We start from the raw sequence: 16,080 nt of genomic DNA, 5'->3' as shown, positions 1-16,080 counted from the left end.
TCATTCATTAAGGAAGGGATAGCTTAACGGGCACCGATCCGAATCACGTCTCCATCGAAGGTTGGCAGAGACAGCACAAAGGGATCAGTGGAATAGGTCAATGCTTGTTCTTCTAACATACCGATGGCAATTTCTTCACCCATGCGCAAACTATCATAGTAGTCAGTAAAATAGTGAACGCCAGCCATATTGCGACCAATGGAAATATTGGCAGCCAGCTTGTTCAACTCACCCTCCAGAGTCAAAAAATCCCTCGTACGCTCTGAAACAAGTGTCGCCTCACCTTTCTTATAGGCAGACAGATCAGGGGCACGGAACACAATTCCCTGATCTTTGGGGCTATAGCGTTTAAATCTGATCTGTGTCCTTGGTTGTCCCGGTTTTGAGTTTTTGACTGGTGTTTCTACTAAAACTGCACTGGTATCAAAGAATGCCTTAAGCATGGTCACACATGCCCCAGCAACAGCGGCATGTCCTGCACCATAGGCAGGGTGCATGGGAGACCCTTCAGGAAATGCCATTGGTAGTAGATAAGTCTGTGATCTAGAGCGATTTTGATTGGCTAGTTCCAAAATCGACTTGAGAGTACCGTTACTTTCTAGTTCACGTTCAAACCTTCTAATGTACTTGATTAATGCTCTGGGTACACTAGCTTTAGCTTCATTAGGTAGCTCTTGAAATCGCCGTAATAGTTCAATCCGGGCTGCCAATGCCTCTGGTCGCAGGCGAATATGGTTATTGAACTTCTGGAAGCGAACAGCTTTGAGTGCTCGTGTGGCTACTTCAGTAACCAAAGTTAAGATGTGTGGACCGCCGTAGAGGGCAAAACCAGCGGCATTGCGACGGGTTGCTGGATTACCTGCTGCCACACCACCCCCAGAAAGATGATCAAAACCAGGATCGAAGGGTGTTTGCATCCCCAGGAGAATGATGCAAGCGTTGAGATACGCTTCATAGAGAGCATCGTAATGAACATAAGTAGCTAAATCTCGGGGAGTGGAGATAAACCGACGAGCTGGACGATCTGGTAGCTTAGGGTTTTGATCATTCTCTAAAACATAGCTTTCTCTGTCTTGCTTAATCCCACGCTGAACCAAGACATAGTCTTCCATGTTGGTCATGTAATCTAGGTTAGGTGTTGCAATGGGAACCTTTTGATCAATTTGCAAAGCACCATAGGTAATTTTCCCTTCTGCAACGTTGCCACCACCATTGAGATCAACATTACCTATCAGTAGAAACTGAGAGAGATAGGGACCGACTTCCACTCCTGGAGAAGAGCCTCGGAATACGGTTTGCTCATCAAGCCTGCCTTTGGAATTCACCTTCCGAGGTCGTCCAGTTTGGTTGCGAATATAGTCGAGGGCATTGAGACGATTGATTGAACTCTCGATTTTGCTATTCGCTCCTCTTTTCTCAAAGTCATTGAGGGGCTGATCCCGCAGTATGGCTAATTCGTAGACTTCTGCTATCTCAAAAATTAGCTCTGGGTTAGCCTTACCGTTAGCATCGATTAACGGTGGTGCCGGAGGCATGGTAACTGCTTGTGGATCTGGTCCGTTTAGCTCAAAGACAACCCCTGCAGTTGGTGCTTCCCATTGTCTAAATTGCTCAAGCAGATCAGGGTCAGTCTCAGGCTTAATAGTGTAGTCTTGACCTGTAAATACTACCTCAAATTTGGCACCATGACGTACCCGATCAGAGAAGGGATCAATAAAGCCATCATCCACTGCACGGCGAAACTTGACAAAATCCAGTGGGTCTTGTAGTAGCCCTGTATCAGGGTTGTGAGGTAGCCCTTTGGTAAAGGACATAAAATACTGATCATCAGCGTGTCGCTGTTCATCCCCATTGGCTTTATGGGTAGGATAGTCTCGACTTCTGGCTAATTTTGCAGCGTCGAGGCGAACGTCAAAAGACTTCTCTGAACGATTTGCCATGGGAACTCCTTAGGAAAAAGAATTTTGATATGTTTTGAAGATGTCTATTCAAATGTACAAAGTAATTTATGACTCTGGCAGTACCCACAAGGGTACTTTTTTCACCAAAAAAAATGGGTTGGTTTGTAAGTATTTAGCCCTTAGCTGACAGCATGATAGCTGACAGCTAAGGGCTGAAAATAAACCTCTTGCGAGAGAATTTTATACTTCGAGATTTTATAGAATTGAAAGTCTAGAGAAAAGCCCAAGGCCAACGGCTGAGGGGTGACTGCACCTCAAGTAGCGTGCGTGGCACAGGCTTCTAGCCTGTGAAGTAGGGCATATGCTTACGCAGAATATAGGCAGTAAAAGGCTTTGAAGAGTATGTTGAATGGGTTTTCCCTGACCTTAGGATAAATGTTATAACGGGCTTATTTGACAGAATTTACGATAAACTAACCTGGGCGATCGCAATATTTCCTGACAAACACACATCAACGTCTGTTCCTGAATCAGATTTGCGGTTGATGTCATCTCCCACATAAAGATATCCGTCCTCTTGCTTTACAAATTCTGTCAGTAGAGGACGGGTACAGAGGGAACAAAAGACTATCTCTGGCTCGGGTGCGTCTGGTTCTAGGTGGGGAAAGTTGACGCTCCAGAAGGTGCCAGGGTCAGACGGTTGGTCTAATAACTTGTGCAATACCTGCACCGTCCATGGTGTTGCTCTTTCCCAGTCAAGTTCCCAGTCAGTTCTCTTAAAATGAGAAAAGGCAATCGCCCGAAGGCCGTGTATTGTCGCCTCTCTAGCCGCCGCTATGGTTCCTGAGGGATAAATGTCTGAGCCCAGATTGCAGCCCCCATTAATCCCAGAGACAACAAACTCGATATCGTCGTAGAGATAGTTGACCCCCAAACGCACACAATCAGCGGGCGTACTGTCTACACTCACCTCAGTCTGCGATCGCCATTCCACTGGAATCACTGTGCGAATATTGACCTGATGGCCACAGCCGGACTGGTGGTGTTTAGGCGCAACCACCGCTATGCGATCGCTTGTTACTTGGAATAATGCTTTGTGCAATGCGTGAATGCCGGGAGCATCAATCCCATCATCATTGGTTACTAAAAAAGCCATAATCCCAGCTCCACCGATAAACAAAATGAGGATAGCAGATCAGTGAGAGCAAATACCATCTCTACTGACCTACTAACCACTTAAAGTATCAAGAAGCTACAAAAGCTAGAGTCTGGTTGCGTCTAACCACATCACCCCAAATAGGTCATGACCCACACCATAGCCTGGTTGCTGAGTTGCCTCCAATTTCCGCAACACTTGAGCTAGCATAGACTCGACCTTCTGTCGGTACAGGTGTTTGTCAGAAATCTGTTGTAATTCTTGCTGGGCGGCTGCCTTAAATCCTTGAACTTCAGGGGGCAACTCAACGGTCGCGACCGCCAAAGGCTCACCCAATAGCTCTGTGGCGTCACTCACCAAACGGTTCCACCAACTAGAGAATTTCCTGAAGAAATCTAAGATGTGCTCTGGTGCCGCTCCTAACTCGACTTGGAAGATCAGTTGGCTCAAGTCTGTCTGTTGTGAGGGTGAGAGCAAACTATTGACTAGGTCGCGATAGTTGGGCAACCCTGGGTTAAACTGCCTTGTTGAGGTATGGCGACCAACCATAATCGAGCGATCGAAAAACTGAAACTTCTCAACAGGACAGCCTACGGCATTCGCTGCCTGCTGCATAATTTCTTGCAAGTGTTGATGGGAGTAAAAACTCATCCATGTTGGTTCTGTATCCCCTTCGGTCTGGAAAAAGCTCATCGAGTAATTCCAACGGCTGTTCTGCCATTGGGCTGTCCACTCGATACTGTAGCGCCCCAAAACATCCACAATCACAGCACACCGGGAGCGATTCTCGCAAACATTGGTCACAATCATCTTTAAGGCTTGGTCAAGCTCCTTGTGAGTCAGATGAGAGTAGGGAACGCCGCAAGAAAGATATAAATCGAAGGGTCGAGCCAGCTTGCTAGTCCGAATATCCGCACATTCAAACCCAACGTTACTGTGGTTACCATATAAATTTATGGCAGTTTCCACCATTTGGGTACTAATATCAACTCCCAAGTACTCTAGCTCATAGCTACCACTTAGTTCTGGGTCTTTTAACAATAGCGTTGACAGCAAAACATATCCATCACCTGTGCCTGCACCAATATCAACAACCCGTAGTTTCTCCCCCTTATTTTTGCTCACTGGGGCGATTGCTTGCTTAAACACTGAACGAGAGAACGGCTCCTCCCAATCAACTTTTACACCGTCACGGCGACTTTTAGATAAGTAATGTTGAACAGCATTGCTTTGGTCGTATACAGTCTTAATCTGCTCTGGAGTTACTTTCATAACCAATGTAGGTTTCTACTAGAACTTCAAACGTCTATCGACTCAACTCTGTCACTTCAATCAACTGCTAAGTCTCTCTGGAGCAGGCTTGTAATGAATTTAAAATTCGTTCCTAAAGCATTGTATCATAAAAAATCGTAACAACAAAAAAATGTATCAAAAGAAAGCGCGACAGCTATAGCAATCCTCAATTATTTGTAAAATATTTAAAATCGTAAATCATTGCTGGGCAAGGGTTATAGCGATATATTTCGCCACTATTCGGCTACTAGATTTGACGAATCAGATAGGATTGCTATAATCTTCAACAAAATACCAGTAGCTCAATTCTTCCAAAGAAATATCATTTTCTGGCTGTGGATCATGGAAATAGGAATGGAGCGGAAGTAACTCAGCAGCAGGATTTGCTGATGGTTTAGAAACAATTTGTTTGATTCGGCTCAAGTAGTTTAAAGCGGTGCTATCCCAGGTGTAATATTCCAAAACATACTGCTGACAACGTTTCTGTAACCTTTGCCACAAGTGTTGATCACAAAGTATTTCCCTGATGCCTCTAGCAATATCTGCTGGATCACTGGGATCGACTAACATACCATAGTCTTCATCTCCTACTTTTAGACTTTCACCAACACCACTATTTTTTGTTACCACTATCGGTAATCCAGCTGCTGCTGCTTCTAAAGGAGCAAGACCAAAGGGTTCAAACAAAGAGGTAAGAGTAAACACGGAACCACGCTGAGCAAAATAGCGATAGGAAGCGGCTAGTGCTGGTTGATCGGGTACTGAAAAAGCGCTAATTTTACCCCACAAATTTTTTTCTCGTACTATTTCCCGGATGGGACCGATTACTAGTTTTTCGGTCTGTTGATCGTGGACTTTTTCTTGCAAAGGGTTATCCAAGCCACCAGTAATCAGCACCACATTGGCTTTCTGTTGGACGATCACATCGTCAGCAAATCCTTGCACTAAACCTAGGAGGTTTTTCTTGGGATCTAAACGGCTGGATGCCAAGATAGCCGGTAGACTCCGCCTTGACTCACTGATGTCCCGCTGCAATCGCTCTTCAATCAGTTGATAAGTCGCTTCTTCATTATGAGCGATCGCATCGGAACCAAACACAGAGGCATTGACTCCCGGTGCAATCACGGCAAATCGATGATCAGCTTCTACATCTACTGCTCCACGATAAGCATGATGACTGTACTGTTGGAACCGCTCTTGTGCCGTATTAGTAATATTGAGGGCTGAGTGATTCATGCTCAACCGTTCCGCTAGGATCCGGTATCGGAAATTGTAATACTGATCAATTTCAGCCAGATTCTCAGGAGTGACGTGGAGTTTATCCATTTTTTGAGCCCCCAGGGAATGACCTGTGAATGTAAAGGGTATCCCTGTCTGTTGCTCAATCAGCACTCCACACACTCCCCCATCACTGTAGTGGGTAGTCATGATATCAGGGAATTTACCTTCCTCTCGATAAAATTCCAGGATGTTTGGTACCCAGTCTTGGACGAGATAGGGCCACAACAATTCTTTGCGCAGGAACTGTTTTGGTCCGGCTGGCAATCGGATAATCCGGAGGTTGTCTACACTCCCATAGCAATCAAATGTCTCGGCAAATTCTGGCCAATCCGGATCAATGATGTGGCGGGTGAGAATATCTATTTGGTGACCTTGTTTTGCGATCGCATCTGCGACTTGCCTGACATAGACCAACTGACCACCGAAATCGGGATGTTCGCTAATGTAGCTATTTTTATGGTCAAAATTACCGTGAGGGTTGAGAAATCCAATGTGCATCACACTGACTCGAATAACAACCAACTGTTACCAAACCCTTACAATTCCTAGGATTTACAATCCAGGTTTAGCTTGTTTTGGGGATCTTATGTTAGTTAAAAATTAAACTTATCATTATATTATGAAATTGGGTGGTTTTTACGACACAGTTAATAGTTTTTAATGTTAAATTATATTAAGAAGCCTCGGGAAAGACGAGACCTCTTGCGTAAATAGACAACAACAGCGTGATAACTACGATAGTTACCTCCTAATAAATGACTTTTGCAAAAGGTCTACGGTTAAGGCAGGGACGTTATTCGTAATCAATCGTAAACAAAATCAATCGTAAATAAATTCAGGAGAGGTAAGACGTTCTATGGTTAGTTCTACGGTTAGTTCTATAGTTAGTGAAGCAAAGACCACTACTCCTCACCATGTGGTCATTGTTGGTGGCGGATTTGGTGGACTCTATGCTGCTCAGGCTCTGAGAAAGGCACCAGTGAAAGTAACTCTAATCGATAAACGGAACTTTCATTTGTTCCAGCCCCTACTCTACCAAGTTGCTACAGGGGGCTTATCCGCTGGTGATATTTCCTCACCCCTGCGGGCAATCCTGAGTCACCAGAAAAATACTCAAGTGCTGATGGGGAAAGTAATTGGTCTTGACCCGAACCAGAAAACCGTTCAACTAGCAGACAAAGAACTATCTTACGACTCCCTGATCGTGGCCACTGGCGTTAGCCACCACTACTTCGGTAATGATCAATGGGCAAAAGACGCTCCTGGTTTGAAAACCATTGAAGATGCCCTAGACATTAGACGTCGCATTTATTCTGCCTTTGAAGCCGCAGAAAAAGAAACTGACCCCGAGAAACGTCGCGCTTGGTTGACCTTTGTGTTGGTAGGAGGCGGACCAACTGGAGTGGAATTAGCAGGGGCCATGGCAGAATTGGCTTACGACACCTTAAAAGATGACTTCCGCGACATTGATACTTCCGAGGCGAGGATTTTGCTCTTGGAAGGGATGGATCGGATTTTGCCTCCTTACCCACCGGAGTTATCAGTAAAAGCCCAAAATTCTCTGGAACGGTTAGGAGTAACAGTACAGACAAAGACTCTAGTTACTAATATTGATGACGATATAGTTACCATGCGTCGAGGGGAGCAGGTAGAGGAAATTAACGCCAAAACTGTTCTGTGGGCAGCAGGGATGAAAGCGTCTGCTATGGGCAAGGCGCTAGCAAACGCTACTGGTGTGGAGTTAGACCGGGCTGGACGGGTGATAGTACAACCGGATATGAGCTTGGCAGGACATCCCGATATTTTTGTGATTGGTGATTTGGCGAATTTCTCTCATCAAACTGGTAAACCCCTACCAGGAGTTGCGCCAGTGGCGATGCAACAAGGCAAGTATGTCTCTACTCTGATTCAGAAGCGCCTCAAGGAGGAGACAGTAGCGGATTTCCATTATCAGGATTATGGCAATTTAGCGGTGATTGGACGGAATGCCGCAGTAGTGGATTTGGGGTTTGTTAAGTTCTCTGGTTTCCCCGCTTGGCTAGCCTGGATTTTTATCCACATCTTCTTCCTGATTGAGTTTGATAATAAGTTGCTGGTCATGATTCAGTGGGCATGGCATTACCTTACCTTTAAGCGCGGGGTTCGTTTAATTACTAACCTTGAGGAAGAACCAGCAGGCAATTTCGAGGAGAGAAGAGATTATCGGACGCCGGTACAGGTGTAGGGCTTTAGGGATTAGGGATAGTGTGGGGAGGGTGGGAAGTGTGGGGAGGGTGGGGAGATGGGGAGATGGGGAGATTTTTAGTAAGGGTAATTATCCTGAGATGATATAAGTACTGAAACCATTAACCATTACTCTAACCCCTAATCCCTAATACTATTAACCTGATCTATGAGTCAGATTTCCTCTAAAGCATCTACTCCTTCCTCGATTAATCTATTGGAGCAACCAGCCGCTTGGCTGTACAGTTTCTGGAAATTTTCTCGTCCCCATACGATTATTGGGACGAGTTTTAGTGTTTTTGCCCTCTATGTCATTGCCGTGTCCATGACTAACAGTGGTTGGACTTGGCAAGGGTTCGGTCAACTGCTGGGAGCTTGGATTGCTTGTTTGTGCGGTAATGTCTATATCGTAGGACTAAATCAAGTCCACGATGTGGAGATTGACCGGATTAATAAACCCCATCTTCCCATCGCTGCAGGGGAGTTTTCTCTGCAACTAGGTCAGGGGATTGTGGCGGTAACTGGTATCCTAGCGCTACTGTTGGCTTGGTTATTCGGGCCGTGGTTGTTGTTGATGGTCAGTATTAGTTTGGCAATTGGTACATGCTATTCCTTGCCACCGGTCCGGCTGAAGCGGTTTCCCTTTTGGGCAGCACTATGTATTTTTTCAGTACGGGGAGCAATCGTTAATGTAGGTCTGTTTTTACACTTTAGTTGGGCATTGCAACAGGGACAAGTGATGATGCCTACCGCAGCAGTGTGGGCATTGACCTGGTTTATCTTAGTGTTTTCCGTTGCGATCGCAATATTCAAAGATGTCCCAGATATCAATGGGGATAAGCTTTTCAATATCACTACCTTTACCATCCGCCTCGGTAAATTAGCGGTATTTAATATAGCACGGGGAGTGATTACTGCTTGCTATCTCGCCATGGTGCTAGCTAGTGTGCTGCTCCTCGGTTCAGTAAATATCCTCTTCTTGGTAGGAACCCATCTGGTAGCATTGGCAGTAATGTGGTGGCGCTCTTACCAGGTAGACTTGGAGGATAAAAATGCGATCGCTAGTTTTTATCAGTTTATCTGGAAACTGTTTTTCCTGGAATATTTGATTTTCCCAGCAGCTTGTCTTTTTAGACTATAGGGTTTCTCAATTAATCGAATCAACAGCACTACCAAAACTAAAAAAAATAGCCGTGGATAGTATTTCCACGGCTATTTAAACTCCACAATAAGTCCGTTGAAATTGTTGTTAGGTGCGCTGCATCGCTATGTCACTCAGTTACCAAACCTAACCTGATGTGATCCTATGTTAGCAGACCGGAACCTTTGACTGGGGGGAAACCCCCCAGAAATTTAAGGTGTTATGGCAACAGCCAATACTTGTTTAGTGTAGTCATCACTTCGCCTGGAACGTCAGTCGGCTCCAGAGGAGTCCATTCGCAAATCTCCGCATACCCTAGGGCATACATCCTCTGCATACTATAAATTACTGCTTCCCGAGACCCTTTCAGAGTGTGCTGAGCAGGTTGTTTTTTGAAGTTTTGAGTAAATCCTTGTCGCATAATTTAACAATTGAACTCATTGTGTTGATTTAATGATTATTGTAATGATTATAATCATACTTGTCAAGGGTTTTTTAAAAGTTTTTTTGGGGAGTTTTAGGATTAATAAAAAACAGCGATATTCTGAAATAGATGCTATATACACGCTAATTAATTATTAACTAGTATTTATTAAAATAATTCGCTCCTAAAACGTAAGTATTAAACTATCCTATAAATTTAGATTTGCTATAATAACTACTATAGTTACAGCGGTTTGCATAACTATCAGGTACACAAGATTGTCTTCCCTGCTCCCTGCTCCCTGCTCCCTGCTCCCTGCTCCCTGCTCCCTATTCCCTATTCCCTATTCCCTATTCCCTATTCCCTTTGCTCATGACACAATCAATCTTGAGGATGCCAGAAAATGCCAGACTAACATCCCAACAGTTTTACGACCTGTGTTGTGCTAATCCCGACTGGAAAGTAGAGCGAACCGTACAAGGAGATTTGGGAATTATCGCTCCAACCGGTGGAGAAACAGGAGCAAGAAATGCTAATCTCCTGATTCGTTTGGGAATCTGGAATGAACAATCTCAACTGGGAATAGTGTTTGATTCATCCACAGGATTTCATCTACCTAACGGAGCTGATCGTTCACCAGATGTAGCTTGGGTTAAGCGGGAAAGATGGGAGGCTCTGACACTGGCACAACGGGAAAAATTTCCACCCCTAGCACCAGATTTTGTGATCGAATTAATGTCTCCCACCGCCTGAAACAAGCCCAACTAAAAATGCAGGAATACTTAGATAATGGGGTAAAATTGGGTTGGTTATTCAACCGATTAGCCAAGCAAGTGGAGATTTATCAGTGTGGGAAAACTAAAGTAGTATTAGAGCAGCCTAATAAATTATTGGGAGAACCAATTTTGCCTAATTTTATTCTAACACTTGATGGTTTTTGGTAATAAATTGGTAAGCTATCAGCGAACAGCGATTAGCGCTACGCGCACGCTACGCGAACAACTATCAGCTAATGCGCTATCACAGGCTAGAAGCCTGTGCCACGCACGGGTTTTGAATAACAAAAGCTGTTCGCGCAGCGTGAGCGAAAAGCTCACGGCTGACCACTGATGGCTGAATACTGACAGAAAAACACCCCGACCAGACCTAAATTACTAGAATCTACCGGGGCTTTGATATTTTAGGTTATTACCTTGTACTCCTTGGCTAACAGATAGCGTGGAGTGGTTAAGCGTTGTAACATATTGAGCGGCGATACCTTAGATAATCAATTTCTAAGGGTTTGGTTATTTCAGGTAAAAATTAGCTGAAATAATTGATTACCTCGTGTACCGGCTTGCTGCTTTTATCATTCGCACTCAAAGTCCACTGGTCCGTCTCCTTCCTTTAGAGAGAAGACACCAGACTCAGGCAGGGGCAGGACTATATACTCATTTGGTAATATGACGGTTGGGTGGCCTGTAGCTGAGTCTCGTACTTTTACTTGCTTGGAAGATTCGTTATGTAGTTTAGCAAGCTGATAGTCATAATCAGAAGTAACTTCGACATCGCATTGCATCTCATCTGGATACCTCAGGTAAGTGACATCTCCTCCACAGCAATACCCGGCAAGTGCTTCCCCGGGATTAAGCGCGAAGGTGATGATTACTGTTAGTGCTACTACGGCTAAAGTTAACACTTTGCTGAGGCTAGTTTTGATTGTATTCATGTTTTTTTTGATTGCTGTTTATTGTTGCTATTTTATGCAAGTTAAAGTTGGTGGGTTTGTCTGGAAATCCTATTATACCATTGGTTTGAGCGATCGCGTTTTTACCCAATCCATCGGGCAAGTATTGCTATCGGTGAGCGTAATTGATGGGGGATTAGGAGCTTTTTTAATAGAGATTACCTTTGCTGCAACAGATTCTTGCTCTACCAGTGACGTTATTTCCTCTGCCGTTGTCTGTAATTTGATCTCCGAATAATTACCCTCTTTTCTACAAGCTTTTCTGGGGTATCGAATTCAGTAACTAAGCCATTCCCTTCTGCCACTGCGATCGCCTTTGGCGGAAGCTTCGCTTCATCGCTTCCAGGTTTTCTACTCCTATTGCCCCAGAGTAATTTTCTCGATGGCAGTCTATACAGCAGTTATGGGCAAATTTAGTCAGCCATCCCTTGAGATTGGTAATCTTTGCGGCAAATTTGGGCAATTTTTCCCAAGCCTTGAGCATAATCTCAGAAAGAGCATCTTGGGCTTGAGACCGATTACCCCCCATCCAGGTGCAGCAGCGATGGTAAAGATAGTCTTGATACTGTTCCCATAGCGGCCAAAAGGCCGTGCGGTCTCCAGTAGACAGTTTTTCCAGGAGGGGCTCCACCGAAGCAGCGGTAGATTCGTTTTCGGCATTTTCGCGCCATTGGCCATGAAAACCTTGGTTTGTTGCCTGCATAAGTCCTGTTGATCCACCGAAAACCAGTTTGACCTATTCGCCCAAGTTATACAAGTGACGTTCGTTAACTTAAGCCGTCAAGTCCAGTCAGCCCTTGAGTTAGGATTTTTGTAAATTTTATTGAAGCCTTTTCTTTATCTTTTTTTAACTTTATTTAAGGTAATAATTAATTATACCACATCCGCTGGTAATAAGCAAAATGTATTGGATGCAAGGCAAAAGGCAAAAGGCAGAAGGCAGAAGGCAAAAGGCAGAAGTAAAAAGGCAACAGTATAAAATGTAAAATGCAAAAGGTAACAGGATAAAATGTAAAAAAGTCAAAAAAACATATCAGATAATGAAATATTATATCTAGAGCATATAAAAGTATTTAAAATCCTCTCAATAAAAATTAACTTGGTATCGAATAAAGCCTGATAAAAACCTCTATTTTAGGCATCAAACTATCTTATTTAGTTTTAATAGCGCTACTGAAATATATAATATAAGCTTTCATAAGCTCTAAAAGTAACAGAATCTTTATTTGTGACGTTTGTCAGCTAAGCACAGTCAACCCTAGAGGTCAACCATAAAACTACCTAAAAACAGCAATACTTTCAGGTCGAGATTATTAGTATTTTTTCCTTACAGTTGGGAACTCTTATAGATAAGCCTTAGGTTTATTTAAATGTTATGACAAATCTCAACAGTGTTCTTCAACGAGACCCATTTGCCGACAGCACATTAGTTGTAAACGATGAAGGGATTACCATTCGCCTGATCGACGGCAGTAGGAATAATTTAGACCAAGTCTCTTTGGGTATCCCTAATACGCCTTTGCTGCGTTTGAGTCCAATTGAGTATGAAGACGGAATCCAGTCACCGGCGGGTATAGCATTTGATGCAGAAGGCAATGCTCTGATCGGTATAGATGGCAATACTGTTACGCGCCAACCCATTCCCATATTTACCCAAGCCGAAGCAGACCGATTAAATGGATTGGGATTGAATGTCATATCCAATACAGAGGGCTTAAGCAATGTATCTGATGCGCCCTTTGTATTGCTTAACCCACCCGATCGCCCTAGTACCCGAGTGATCAGCAATGCTACCTCTAACTTAGAAGAAGGAGAGTCTGATCCCAATGGTAATGGCTTAAGCGCTTTCATTTGGGCTTTTGGTCAGTTCGTCAACCACGACACTGATTTAGCAGCGAATGGGTCAAAAGAACAGAACCAAAACCGGTTAGAATTGCTCAATTTCCCCATTGACATTCCCGCCGATGACCCTAATTTTCCACCAAACACTCCTCCCACTCAAGAAATTTCTACACAGGCAGATGGTGGCTTGGAGTTTGACTTTGAACGGGATGCGTTTTTCAGCGGTACTGGAGTCTCTGGGAGCCCAGGAAAAGCAATTAATATTGTTACCTCTTGGCTTGATCTTTCTGTAGTTTATGGGTCTACTGAAGAAGAATATCAAGCAATTCGTGCTTTTTCAGAAGGTCGCCTCAACGTCTTCTCGGATGAAACAGTTACCACTAATGACGACTTGTTACCCCTTAACATCACAGGTGCTGATGGAGAACTGATCAGTGGTAAAGGCGCTTTTATGGATGTGGGTTTTCTAGCGGGGGATACACGGGTTAACGAGAATGATAGTTTGGCATCCCAGCATACCCTCTGGATGCGTAACCATAACCGCCTTGCCCAAGAACTTTATCGGTTTCATCCTGACTGGACAGATGAGCAGATATTTCAACGCTCTCGCCAGATTAATATTGCCCAATATCAAGCTATTGTTCTCTACGAGTGGCTCCCCCTGATGGTGGGTAATGTGATCACTGACTACAGCAGCTATAACTCTAATCAAACTCCAGAAATCACTAGTGAGTTTGCTGCTGCTGGTCTTCGTGTTGGTCATACCCAAACTAATAACCGTATAGACACTATTGATGCTGATGGTAATCTCACAAGTTTGCAATTATTAAGGACATTTAGTTCACCCAATATTAATGATAGTAGCGATATAGATAATATCTTGCGCGGTGCGAGTCAAACGATTACTGAAGACGTTGATACTAATGTAGTCTTTGACCTGCGCAACGCTTTAATACCAGGAGCTATCGGATTTGACCTTTACTCTGCTAATCAGCAACGGGGAAGGGATCATGGCTTGGCTGACTATAACCAAGTGCGAGCAAGTCTCGGTCTACCACGGGTAACGACTTTTGCGGAAATTACTTCTAATTCAGAGTTGGCAAATACTCTCGAAAACCTCTACCAGACTGTAGAAGATATCGACTTATTGATTGGGCTGTTTGCAGAAGATGCTGTTGCTCCATCGAGTGCGGGAGAAACTATTCAAGCAATGCTATGGGAGCAATACGAGCGCATAAGGGATGCTGACCGCTTCTGGTTCGAGAGACCGATTGAGGATGGCGGTTTCTTTACCCAAGAGGAAATTGCAGCCATTAAGGAAGTGACTTTTGCTGACATTATCAAGCTCAACACTGAAATTACTACAATTCAAGACAATGCCTTCGTGATCAGCTCTGATAACAATCCCTCCTCTGATGGACTGCTAGATTTAACCGGCTTTTCGGGACAAGCTACAGCAACTGTGACTAGAGAGGCGGATTATGACAATTTAATTGGCTTTTATCTAATTGCTGATCAACAGGGAACGATAATTGATCCAATCACGGGTCAATCTCTTACTCCTGGCCAAGACGGTTATGCAGAAGCTGCTATTAATGCCAGCGTGGCTGAATTCAAGGTAGAAGAAAACTTGACCACGGTGAATTTTGATGTTACTCTTCCAGGAGGCTCTATCCTAGCTCCCTACTTAGTTACAGATGGGGATTTGGATGATTTTGAAAATGGTGATGCTGAGGTATTCTTTGCTTTCACAGCTGCTAACAGTGATGGCATGAGCCACATCCTTGAACTTGGAAATAGCAGTGACAACAAATTCACATTCGCCTTTGAAGATTTAAGTGGTAATGACAGTGAAAATAGCGATGCTCTAACAGAGCCGCTACGCGATCGCGACTTTAACGATCTAGTGATTGATCTTACTCTTTTATAATAGTTCATCTTCCAGTAGGGTGGGCAAAGTAATCTAATCATGAATACTCATTTAAACCAAACGGTTTTTGCCCACCCTACAAGCTGGCGTGAAAAAAAATCCCAATTAAAGTAGGGTGGGCAAAGTAATCTAATCATGAATACTGATTTGAACCAAACGCTTTTTGCCCACCCTACAAGCTCCCCATCTCCCTATCTCCCCATCTCCCCCTCTCCCCACCCTCCCCACACTTCCTCTAGTTATAGATTTACAACAAAAAGATGCACCACTGATCTACTGAGCAGCTAAGCTAAAACTCCTCTGTACAACAGCACCACGTTCCCCGAGGGATTTTGGTTGCTGTTGATCCACAGTATACAAAACACCTCCCGCATTCCCTGACCTCACAGTCAGTTTTTGTTTAGCAATCCAGGTTTTCTGATATCCCTTGGGTAAGGTTTCTTCCAACTCGATTTTGCCATCAACTACCACTCGTACCCAAGTTTGCTCTGTAATACTCAAGCGTACTTTAATTAATGGATTAGATGGGACAGGTTTGGGTTTGGGGGGTGGTTTAGGTTCGGGCTTAGGGGCTGGTGCTGGTTGTTCTGGTTTATCGGGGATTGTCTGGTCCTGGGCAACTGATGAGTTTTCGATCTGTCGATTAGTGATATAGGTGAACACGGTGTTGAGTAGATAAATTAGTCCACCAGCAACACTGACCAAGCTTACTATTATGATGTAAGGATAATAGGGTTGTATGCTTTTGGCTACAGTTTTAACAGTCTTGCTTTTGGCTACAATCCTAGGAATCTTTTGAGGAGAGGTTGGAGTCTCAGAGTTCTCTTCTGAGGAGATATTGGTATACAAGACTAACCCACCAGACTCGGTGTTCTCGGTGTTCTCGGTTTTCTCAGTTTTCTCGGTGTTCTCGGTTTTCAAGGACAATCCAGAATTAACTGGAAACGTTTTGGCTATTCCTGGACCATCTAGACCGAGAAACTCTGCATAGCGACGAATAAAGCCTTGAATATAAACTGGCTCGGGCAACGGCTCGGATTGCCCTGCTTCAAGGGCTTGCAATATATGCAATCGAATAAAGGTGTTGTTAGCGACTTCCTCAATAGGTATAGATTTCTCCTGCCTGACTTGGCTGAGATAGGTCCCTATTTTCTGGAGTTGCT

Annotated in this window: 15 protein-coding genes; 7 read left to right on the top strand and 8 right to left on the bottom strand. The window is 44.0% G+C overall.

Annotation, left to right across the window (positions count from 1 at the left end; genetic code table 11):
• Positions 1 to 23 precede the first annotated feature (23 nt).
• The 4 genes from F6K49_RS15900 to F6K49_RS15885 all read right to left on the bottom strand — a co-directional run bounded on the left by F6K49_RS15900 (position 24) and on the right by F6K49_RS15885 (position 6,153).
• Positions 24 to 1,940 (bottom strand): bromoperoxidase, encoded by a 1,917-nt coding sequence (locus F6K49_RS15900; protein WP_293098186.1) that lies wholly within the window; start codon positions 1,938 to 1,940, stop codon positions 24 to 26.
• A gap of 424 nt (positions 1,941 to 2,364) precedes the next feature.
• Positions 2,365 to 3,057, bottom strand: a complete 693-nt coding sequence (gene surE, locus F6K49_RS15895; protein WP_293098184.1) for a 5'/3'-nucleotidase SurE — start codon at positions 3,055 to 3,057, stop codon at positions 2,365 to 2,367.
• 105 nt (positions 3,058 to 3,162) lie between these two features.
• A complete protein-coding gene (locus tag F6K49_RS15890; RefSeq protein ID WP_293028138.1) occupies positions 3,163 to 4,329 on the bottom strand; it encodes a class I SAM-dependent methyltransferase in 1,167 nt (388 codons plus the stop codon).
• A 282-nt stretch (positions 4,330 to 4,611) separates the two neighbouring features.
• Positions 4,612 to 6,153 carry a glycosyltransferase gene (locus tag F6K49_RS15885; RefSeq protein WP_293098182.1) on the bottom strand — a complete coding sequence of 514 codons (1,542 nt, stop codon included), beginning with the start codon at positions 6,151 to 6,153 and terminating at the stop codon, positions 4,612 to 4,614.
• A gap of 334 nt (positions 6,154 to 6,487) precedes the next feature.
• Here F6K49_RS15885 and F6K49_RS15880 point away from each other — a divergent pair, with 334 nt between their 5' ends.
• A complete protein-coding gene (locus tag F6K49_RS15880; RefSeq protein ID WP_293098180.1) occupies positions 6,488 to 7,855 on the top strand; it encodes an NAD(P)/FAD-dependent oxidoreductase in 1,368 nt (455 codons plus the stop codon).
• Positions 7,856 to 8,023: 168 nt separating this feature from the next.
• Positions 8,024 to 8,995: a homogentisate phytyltransferase gene (locus F6K49_RS15875; protein WP_293028130.1), complete on the top strand. Its 972-nt coding sequence runs from the start codon at positions 8,024 to 8,026 to the stop codon at positions 8,993 to 8,995.
• Between the two features lie 220 nt (positions 8,996 to 9,215).
• Here the strand turns inward: F6K49_RS15875 and F6K49_RS15870 are convergent, their stop codons facing one another.
• Positions 9,216 to 9,416 (bottom strand): hypothetical protein, encoded by a 201-nt coding sequence (locus tag F6K49_RS15870; protein ID WP_293028127.1) that lies wholly within the window; start codon positions 9,414 to 9,416, stop codon positions 9,216 to 9,218.
• Positions 9,417 to 9,672: 256 nt separating this feature from the next.
• On the opposite strand from F6K49_RS15870, the gene F6K49_RS53400 reads away from it, so the two are divergent.
• Genes F6K49_RS53400 through F6K49_RS53390 form a run of 3 tightly spaced genes read left to right on the top strand, consistent with a single transcriptional unit; the run spans position 9,673 to position 10,363 of the window.
• Positions 9,673 to 9,795 (top strand): hypothetical protein, encoded by a 123-nt coding sequence (locus tag F6K49_RS53400; protein ID WP_293028124.1) that lies wholly within the window; start codon positions 9,673 to 9,675, stop codon positions 9,793 to 9,795.
• Positions 9,792 to 10,172 (top strand): Uma2 family endonuclease, encoded by a 381-nt coding sequence (locus F6K49_RS53395; RefSeq protein ID WP_366514193.1) that lies wholly within the window; start codon positions 9,792 to 9,794, stop codon positions 10,170 to 10,172. The genes F6K49_RS53400 and F6K49_RS53395 overlap by 4 nt, the downstream gene beginning before the upstream one ends.
• Positions 10,173 to 10,189: 17 nt before the next feature.
• The gene (locus tag F6K49_RS53390; protein ID WP_364304820.1) at positions 10,190 to 10,363 is read left to right on the top strand and encodes a Uma2 family endonuclease; all 174 of its coding nucleotides are present in this window, start codon (positions 10,190 to 10,192) and stop codon (positions 10,361 to 10,363) included.
• Positions 10,364 to 10,767: 404 nt separating this feature from the next.
• On the opposite strand, the gene F6K49_RS15855 is transcribed toward F6K49_RS53390, so the two are convergent.
• Positions 10,768 to 11,127 (bottom strand): hypothetical protein, encoded by a 360-nt coding sequence (locus tag F6K49_RS15855; protein ID WP_293098176.1) that lies wholly within the window; start codon positions 11,125 to 11,127, stop codon positions 10,768 to 10,770.
• Between the two features lie 34 nt (positions 11,128 to 11,161).
• Here F6K49_RS15855 and F6K49_RS15850 point away from each other — a divergent pair, with 34 nt between their 5' ends.
• Positions 11,162 to 11,383 carry a hypothetical protein gene (locus tag F6K49_RS15850; protein ID WP_293098174.1) on the top strand — a complete coding sequence of 74 codons (222 nt, stop codon included), beginning with the start codon at positions 11,162 to 11,164 and terminating at the stop codon, positions 11,381 to 11,383.
• Between the two features lie 45 nt (positions 11,384 to 11,428).
• Here F6K49_RS15850 and F6K49_RS15845 read toward each other — a convergent pair whose 3' ends face one another.
• Complete coding sequence (locus F6K49_RS15845; protein ID WP_293098172.1) at positions 11,429 to 11,848, bottom strand: RNA polymerase sigma factor; 420 nt, start codon at positions 11,846 to 11,848, stop codon at positions 11,429 to 11,431.
• A gap of 672 nt (positions 11,849 to 12,520) precedes the next feature.
• On the opposite strand from F6K49_RS15845, the gene F6K49_RS15840 reads away from it, so the two are divergent.
• Positions 12,521 to 14,917, top strand: coding sequence for a peroxidase family protein (locus F6K49_RS15840; RefSeq protein ID WP_293098170.1), 2,397 nt, complete (start codon positions 12,521 to 12,523; stop codon positions 14,915 to 14,917).
• A 273-nt stretch (positions 14,918 to 15,190) separates the two neighbouring features.
• On the opposite strand, the gene F6K49_RS15835 is transcribed toward F6K49_RS15840, so the two are convergent.
• The coding region (locus tag F6K49_RS15835) for a helix-turn-helix domain-containing protein (RefSeq protein ID WP_293098168.1) at positions 15,191 to 16,080 on the bottom strand (890 nt) is incomplete at its 5' end.

This window comes from Moorena sp. SIO3I6 (assembly GCF_010672095.1).
The sequence above is the reverse complement of the archived record's forward strand: the minus strand, read 5'-3'. Positions and strand labels throughout refer to the sequence as shown.

Coding starts and splice junctions, on each gene's coding strand:
- F6K49_RS15890 (WP_293028138.1), bottom strand. CDS start 4,329: ATGAAAGTAACTCCAGAGCAGATTAAGACTGTATACGACCAAAGCAAT.
- F6K49_RS15840 (WP_293098170.1), top strand. CDS start 12,521: ATGACAAATCTCAACAGTGTTCTTCAACGAGACCCATTTGCCGACAGC.
- surE (WP_293098184.1), bottom strand. CDS start 3,057: ATGGCTTTTTTAGTAACCAATGATGATGGGATTGATGCTCCCGGCATT.
- F6K49_RS15875 (WP_293028130.1), top strand. CDS start 8,024: ATGAGTCAGATTTCCTCTAAAGCATCTACTCCTTCCTCGATTAATCTA.
- F6K49_RS15850 (WP_293098174.1), top strand. CDS start 11,162: ATGCAAGTTAAAGTTGGTGGGTTTGTCTGGAAATCCTATTATACCATT.
- F6K49_RS53395 (WP_366514193.1), top strand. CDS start 9,792: ATGACACAATCAATCTTGAGGATGCCAGAAAATGCCAGACTAACATCC.
- F6K49_RS15845 (WP_293098172.1), bottom strand. CDS start 11,848: ATGCAGGCAACAAACCAAGGTTTTCATGGCCAATGGCGCGAAAATGCC.
- F6K49_RS15880 (WP_293098180.1), top strand. CDS start 6,488: ATGGTTAGTTCTACGGTTAGTTCTATAGTTAGTGAAGCAAAGACCACT.
- F6K49_RS15870 (WP_293028127.1), bottom strand. CDS start 9,416: ATGCGACAAGGATTTACTCAAAACTTCAAAAAACAACCTGCTCAGCAC.
- F6K49_RS15855 (WP_293098176.1), bottom strand. CDS start 11,127: ATGAATACAATCAAAACTAGCCTCAGCAAAGTGTTAACTTTAGCCGTA.
- F6K49_RS53390 (WP_364304820.1), top strand. CDS start 10,190: ATGCAGGAATACTTAGATAATGGGGTAAAATTGGGTTGGTTATTCAAC.
- F6K49_RS15900 (WP_293098186.1), bottom strand. CDS start 1,940: ATGGCAAATCGTTCAGAGAAGTCTTTTGACGTTCGCCTCGACGCTGCA.